This is a genomic window from Anaerostipes hominis (ex Lee et al. 2021), from assembly GCF_002270485.1.
Lineage (GTDB): Bacteria > Bacillota > Clostridia > Lachnospirales > Lachnospiraceae > Anaerostipes > Anaerostipes hominis.
The window spans coordinates 1-5,452 of the sequence record NZ_NQOG01000044.1; the positions used below are offsets into that span (position 1 = coordinate 1).

Annotated in this window: 7 protein-coding genes and 1 pseudogene; 1 reads left to right on the forward strand and 7 read right to left on the reverse strand. The window is 45.1% G+C overall.

Annotated features, from left to right (window positions below):
• The 7 genes from CI597_RS19610 to CI597_RS17300 form a co-directional block, all read right to left on the reverse strand.
• The coding region (locus CI597_RS19610; protein ID WP_143266102.1) for an SDR family NAD(P)-dependent oxidoreductase at nucleotides 1–172 on the reverse strand (172 nt) is incomplete at its 3' end.
• Nucleotides 173–316: 144 nt separating this feature from the next.
• Nucleotides 317–1,165: a MurR/RpiR family transcriptional regulator gene (locus CI597_RS17275; protein WP_024726937.1), complete on the reverse strand. Its 849-nt coding sequence runs from the start codon at nucleotides 1,163–1,165 to the stop codon at nucleotides 317–319.
• Between the two features lie 13 nt (nucleotides 1,166–1,178).
• A complete protein-coding gene (locus tag CI597_RS17280; protein WP_024726936.1) occupies nucleotides 1,179–2,441 on the reverse strand; it encodes a zinc-binding dehydrogenase in 1,263 nt (420 codons plus the stop codon).
• Nucleotides 2,442–2,464: 23 nt separating this feature from the next.
• The gene (locus CI597_RS17285) at nucleotides 2,465–3,307 is read right to left on the reverse strand and encodes a PTS system mannose/fructose/sorbose family transporter subunit IID (protein ID WP_024726935.1); all 843 of its coding nucleotides are present in this window, start codon (nucleotides 3,305–3,307) and stop codon (nucleotides 2,465–2,467) included.
• 20 nt (nucleotides 3,308–3,327) lie between these two features.
• Entirely contained in the window at nucleotides 3,328–4,158 is an 831-nt protein-coding gene (locus CI597_RS17290) for a PTS mannose/fructose/sorbose transporter subunit IIC (RefSeq protein WP_024726934.1), read from the reverse strand.
• Between the two features lie 27 nt (nucleotides 4,159–4,185).
• Entirely contained in the window at nucleotides 4,186–4,659 is a 474-nt protein-coding gene (locus tag CI597_RS17295; protein WP_024726933.1) for a mannose/fructose/sorbose PTS transporter subunit IIB, read from the reverse strand.
• Nucleotides 4,659–5,081 carry a PTS sugar transporter subunit IIA gene (locus CI597_RS17300; protein WP_024726932.1) on the reverse strand — a complete coding sequence of 141 codons (423 nt, stop codon included), beginning with the start codon at nucleotides 5,079–5,081 and terminating at the stop codon, nucleotides 4,659–4,661. Before CI597_RS17300 ends, CI597_RS17295 begins: the two co-directional genes overlap by 1 nt.
• Before the next feature lie 245 nt (nucleotides 5,082–5,326).
• Here CI597_RS17300 and CI597_RS19615 point away from each other — a divergent pair.
• Nucleotides 5,327–5,452, forward strand: a pseudogene (locus CI597_RS19615) (IS3 family transposase); the annotation flags it as partial.

The following is a 5,452-nucleotide window of genomic DNA, read 5'->3' on the forward strand; positions in this document are numbered from 1 at the left end:
AATGGAACCTGCCGGCTGCAGTGTCAAACTCCGGCGCTTCCGGCGCCATGTCGGAAACAACCACATTGCATCCCACGTTTAAAAATTCCTGGGCAACTGCTTTCCCGATTCCGGATGCTCCGCCGGTTACGATGACTGTTTTGCCGTTAAGGCCCAACCATGATTCGTTCATAAAAAAATCCTCCAATTAAAAGCTTATTTTTCGTACTACATTCTGTTTGCTCTGATGCCGTAAAAATACATCTTATGATAAAAAGTTTTTTATCACTCATTGGAGGAGGGATTTTAAAATGAAACGAAAACCGTGATAAAAAACTTAAATCTTATCTTCCGCCACTGACTGCTCATGTTCTGTCAAGTTTTTGAAAGAGTCCCATTTTGTTGAGAACAGCAGCAGGAAAAGGCTGTCAATCACCGCCATGGCAGCCATTCTTGTAAAACTGACCTGGTCGTGGAATACCTGTTCCCTTGTTGCGGTCACCAGCGTATAGTCACTTGCCTCCGCAAGGGGTGACTTTGCCTGGTTGGTAATAGCCACCACTTTCACTCCGTTTTCTTTGGCAATATTAGCCATATTGAGCAGATGTCTGGAAGCTCCGGAGGCGGAAACAGCGATCATGACATCACCTTTTCTCATGGTCCTTGCATAAGCTTCCTGAGTCTCCCAAATGGTAGAGCCGACTGCAGGGATTCCGAGCTGATTGAACTTATAAGACCCGTCCAGCGCGATCGGGATCGTATTTCCCATGGCCGTGAACTCCACTACATTGGCGTTCAGTATCAGATCTATGATCTCCCTGAGCATCTTTCCGTCAATGCTGCTCAGAGTCTCTTTCAGTTCTTCCATCTTGCTGGCCATGATATTCATCAGTGACTGCTCGATATTGTCGATGCTGATCTCGTTAGAAAACTCATGGTTATCCTGTTCCCGCATCTCCTTCGCCATCTTGATCTTCAGATGGTGATAGCCGTTGCAGCCGATCTTCTTGCAAAAACGGACAATTGTCGCCTGGCTGGCCTCACATGCACCCGCCAGCTCCGAAACTGACATCTCAATCGCCTTTTCCTGATGGTTCATCAGATAATCCGCAACCTTCTTCTCGGCATCAAACAAGCTGTCATACGCGGAAAATATCTGATTCCTTACCGTTGCTTCCTTTGCCATAAAACTCTCCCTTTCAAATCTTTGGAGCGTTTTCTAAAAAGTATGCTTCTGCTTCTGCGCTCCATAAGTGACCATGTTTTTCAAGAATCGGACCGAGTCCTTCTTTTAATTTATTGTCACTTATTTCGCTGAGCTTGTCAACTTCGGTCAGCGGAAACTTCCTGTGCGTATAGACGACCTTTTTCCCTCCCCCAAGGTTCGGAAGCTGCTTCGTCGTTTCAGCCACCTGGTCGAGTCCAAGCACATGGGTTGCGATCTTTGCCACATTTACAGTCTTATTTTCGATCAGCTCGACAGACTGCTTCATATCATCCGTATTCCCTCCGCTTGTACCGATGAAATGTGTGGAATTATAATGTACATTGTAAAAATTCACAGGAGCCGTAAATCCGGTATCGGCAGGTCCGGAGAAGAAATTCAGGCATCCGTCGAAGGCCAGAAGCTTTTCTCCCTGGGTTACCATCTGCTCATTCGGTGCAAAGACAAAGACATCGTCAAAACCCCGTCCGTCTTCTGTTAATTCCCGCAAAGGCCCGCTGAAGTCTTCCATCTGTCCCGTATTGACGTAGACAAGTTTTATTCCCTGTTTTTCCGCCTCTTCTTCTGTATACAGCTTCCTCGCAAGATCCAGTTTAGACTCAGTCCTGCCGGTAACCGCTAACAATTTCGGTCTCTTCGGGCCGTGCAGCGCAAAGTCAATGGCCAGGAATCCCATGGGACCGGTAGCCCCTAAGATCGCCATATTTCCATTTTCTTTGACCCCCATGACATGTTCATAGCTGTACATTTTCTTGTGGTGGTACTGTGCGTTGAAAGCCCCCACCACACAGGACAGCGGTTCCACCAGGGAGCCTTCAAAGAAGGACTCCCCGTTGTATTTCAAAAGAGAACCGTTTTCCATGATCTGATTCATCAGTACGATCTTTGTTGCGTCTCCGCCTGCATAAGGATAGGAATAGCCCGGCGCGTATCCGTTTTTTGTCCCGATGTTCGGCTGGATCACAAACTTATCTCCTGCCTGATACCGGTCTTTCCACTTTTCTCCTACTTCAAGGATTACCCCGCAGAACTCGTGTCCCAGAATGATCGGATGCTCCTTGATATCTTCCGGCACCTTTTTATGTTTTTCGCCCTGTATCGCTGCCTTATAGCTGGACATGCACAGGCTGTCTGTCACAACCTCAGCAAGAATCTCATCCTCTTTGATCGGAGGAAGTTCAAATTCTTCCAGTCTTATATCTTCCTGTCCATACAGTCTTACTGCTTTTGTCTTCATTCTTCACTCCTCCCAGAGAATCTTTATGCTCCTAAAATGCCCAATCCATAGCCGATGATACCGACTGCAAATAAGATAAAGATGATCAGAATCGGGCTGATATTCTTCTTTAACAGACGGCATACAACTAAAGTCAAAACAAGTCCTAACAGTCCCGGCATAAGCTGGTCTAAAATATTCTGGACCGTTGTGACCGTTGTCTTTCCGTTTGCAGTGACTTTAGACACTACCAACGGCACATTAATCGTGGTCCACTTTGAAACTAAAGCACCCATGACGAACAGTCCTAAGATGGAAGCACATTCTGTAACTTTCTGGAGCATGTTTCCTGCCAGATTCTTTACAAGATCCAGTCCCTTTTTGTAACCGAACTCCAATCCAAAGTATAAAGCGGCCAGACGGACAGCGTTAAAAAGTACAAAGAATAATACAGGTCCTAAAATATTTCCAGTCAATGCCATAGATGCACCGATCGCTGCTGTGATCGGACGAAGGGTTCCCCAGAAGATCGGATCGCCGACTCCGCACAGAGGTCCCATCAAACCGATTTTGATGCTTCCGATCGTTCCCTCGTCGATGTCTGCACCATTTGCCTTTGTCTCTTCCAGGGCCGCGGTTACTCCGAGTACCGGTCCGACACAGCCCGGTGTTACATTAAAGAAGGTCATGTGGCGCTTTAATGCTTCTGACTGTTCCTTTTTTGTGTGATAAAGCCGTTTGATGGCCGGCACCATGTCGAATGCAAATCCGAGAGCATGAATACGCTCAAAGTTGAAGGATGCCTGCTGGAAATTACTCCTTAAAAACATGCTGACACGGTCTTTTTTTGTCAATGTATTTTCTGTGTTCTTGATTTCTTCACTCATGTCCTGTTTCCTCCCTTTTCCTAATCTAATTCGTCGTCTAAGTCGTCATCTAAACCTGCATCCATGGATGCCCCTCCTGCAGGAGCAGCGGCTGCCGGCACAGCTTTCGGCATATTGAATTTTGGATTTAGCTGTATGTAAATAAGCCCGAATACGATACCCATGATTCCAAAAGCAACTAAGTTGAAGTCTGTGAATGCCGCAATGACGAATCCAAGGAAGAAAAACGGCATAAGATATTTTGCTCCCATCATGTTCAGCACCATTGCATAACCAACGACTACGATGAATCCTCCGGCTACGGAAAGTCCTGTTGTGATCACGTCAGGGATCATGTTCAGCATACTCTGAACCCCTGTCGGGCTGACAACCATAGATACTAAAAGACATGGAACCGCAACACGAAGTGCCTGGACTGCAAGAGCAGTGATATGACAGATGTCAATCATCTTAAAGTTTGCATCCTCCGCATATTTATCTGCCGCATGCTGGAAGAAGATTGTGACGGTTCTTGCCAGCACGGTCAGCACCTGTCCTGCAACTGCAACCGGAAGGGCGATGGCAATTCCTGCAGATACAGACTGATTTCCTACGATAACGAGAATGGTAGAAATAACACTGGCAAGTGCAGAGTCCGGAGACTGTGCTGCTCCGATATTCATCCATCCGAGAGCGATCATCTCAAGAGTACCCCCAAGCATAACTCCGGTCTTCACATCACCGAGAATGATTCCCACCAATGTACATGCAATCAGTGGCCTGTGTGTCTGAAAAGAATCCAGCACACTTCCCATTCCTACGATACAAGATACGATAAACAGCAATACAATTTGAATTCCTGATAATCCCATAATAGTTCCTCCCTTTTCATTCCTCTATCAGATTTTAGTCATTAAGTCGATTCTGTTGTCTGTAGCTACCGGACGAATTTCCAGTTCTACGCCTCTCTCATGCATTTTGCGGAAAGCATCCTTATCGCTTTCATCCACAGAAACAGCTTTTGTAATCTGTTCTTTCCCTGTTTTGAAAGCCATTCCTCCGATGTTGACGCTTGTGATCGGCACACCGCCTTCGATCATCCTTAACACATCCTGAGGACATGTAAACAATAAAAACACTGTGTCGTTTTCATATTTAGGATTGTTGTAAACACGGATTGCTTTGGCGATATCAACTACGCTGACTTTGATTCCCGGAGGTCCCACCTGTAAAAGCAGTGTCTTTCTGATATCGTCCTTTGCCACCTCATCACTGCACACGATGATTCTTTCCGCATTTGCCTCTTTTGCCCAGACAGTTGCGACCTGTCCGTGGATCAGTCTGTCGTCGATCCTGCATAAATTAATCTTCATTATAATTCATCCTCCTCTTCTTCCTCTTTTTGTTGTTTTAATAAACTTCTGCATGATTTTATGTAAGTGTCTTTTCCAAGTTTGTCATACACTTCCCATGGACGGATCTCTTTGCATGTCTCTCTGATGCCAACCACATCAAGGAGCATCGGAAGGCTCAGTCCGGAAATCACATCTGTGTTTTCAGTCTGTGCTGTGATCTGAAATGCCGCATTATATGGGCTTCCTCCGAACAGATCCACCAAAAACAGTACATCTTCTCCCTCTGTCATACATTCCTCGTACTTTTGTTTCAGATCGTCGGCATTTTCACCAGGAACGAAGGTAACAGCTTCAGCATTTTCAATTCCGCCGAAAACCATATTCGCTGAATTGACCACTTCCTGTGCCAGTTGCCCGTGGGCAGCGATGATCAGTTTCATACTTATCCTCCTTCAAAGTAACTTTATTTTGTTTCATTATTTTTTGCGAAACTTTATTTTATGTATATATTTTAAATACAAAATTTTATTTTGTCAATATATTTTTCAAGAAACAAAACTTTATTTCGCACAATTTTTCTTAACAAAATTTGTTGCTTTTGCATAACAAAGTGGGCAAATCCAATTCAACGCCCCCAACCCCTCAATCTTTAAAGGACTTGACAACTTTGTATGACAGATGCAAAATGATCTTTTTGGCTTTGAAAACAGAGGACGGCAGGATTACCGGGAAAATTTCATTTTATTGCCGAATGCTTGGTATCAGCCGGCAAGGCTTCTATAAATATCTTGAAACCAAAGATCGTCCCTGG